The organism is Acinetobacter lactucae, from assembly GCF_013344765.1.
Classification (GTDB): Bacteria; Pseudomonadota; Gammaproteobacteria; order Pseudomonadales; family Moraxellaceae; genus Acinetobacter; species Acinetobacter lactucae_A.
In genome coordinates, this window is record NZ_JABVBF010000371.1 from 1 (window position 1) to 834 (window position 834).

General features: G+C 32.6%; 1 protein-coding gene and 1 pseudogene. Both read right to left on the minus strand.

What is annotated here, in order from left to right; genetic code table 11:
- Positions 1 to 67: 67 nt before the first annotated feature.
- Positions 68 to 610, minus strand: a complete 543-nt coding sequence (locus tag HUN22_RS17395) for an AAA family ATPase (RefSeq protein ID WP_174731994.1) — start codon at positions 608 to 610, stop codon at positions 68 to 70.
- A gap of 3 nt (positions 611 to 613) precedes the next feature.
- Positions 614 to 834 (minus strand): annotated as a pseudogene (locus HUN22_RS17400) (hypothetical protein); the annotation flags it as partial.

Sequence of the window (834 nt, forward strand, 5' to 3'; positions counted from 1 at the left end):
TTATTATACTCTGCGTTTGAACGGAGGCGGGACGCTTTATGCATGCTGATTTTTGTGTGTCAGTCTGTCAATCCACCTTCGTTTTGTCCTCATGATTCAATGAGTCACATAAATTATTTAAGTTTGTTTGGACCACATGAATAGCTGATGGAAAGTCATGAATAGAAATAACCTTTCTAGAGAGTTGAGAATAACTACTCAAGAAGTTCTCTAAACGTTGCTCAAAACTATATGAAAATTGAATCAGCTCGATTGTATTTTTTAAAGTTTCTTTGGGTCTTTTACCTGTAACTACAAACTTTAGATAACGTTGTAGTAGCCTTCTTGTTCTTAAATAAAAAGGGACTTCCAGCTTTAAAATTAATGAGCTTTCAAGCAGTAATGGAAGTAAACGTTTGTCGTAAGCTCCCTCTACAATCCAGCTATCTTGTAAGATAATTTCTTTAATACCCTGTGAGATCGTTTCTTCTGAATTCTTTACAAATTGAGTTCCACTTATATTCCAATAGATCTCATCAAATGGGTGAGTTGATATCTTTAATTGTTCAGCTAATTTATTAGCGATAGTCGTTTTACCAGCACCAGAAGGGCCTACAATACAAATTTTCATGGTTTACAGAATTGAATTTTGATATTTAATTAACTCATCTAATGCGAACTTAACAGTTTCTATAGGCACAATTTCTACATAACCTTCACCTGCTTTTGTAAGTGAAGGAGTCACATAGAATGGATGATTTGGTGTTTTAAAAAAGAAGAATACTTCATGACAATTTCTTAAGGTACTATTTTGAAATTCATAAATGTTATTTTCTAATTCTAAATACTCTAGAT

Coding starts and splice junctions, on each gene's coding strand:
- HUN22_RS17395 (WP_174731994.1), bottom strand. CDS start 610: ATGAAAATTTGTATTGTAGGCCCTTCTGGTGCTGGTAAAACGACTATC.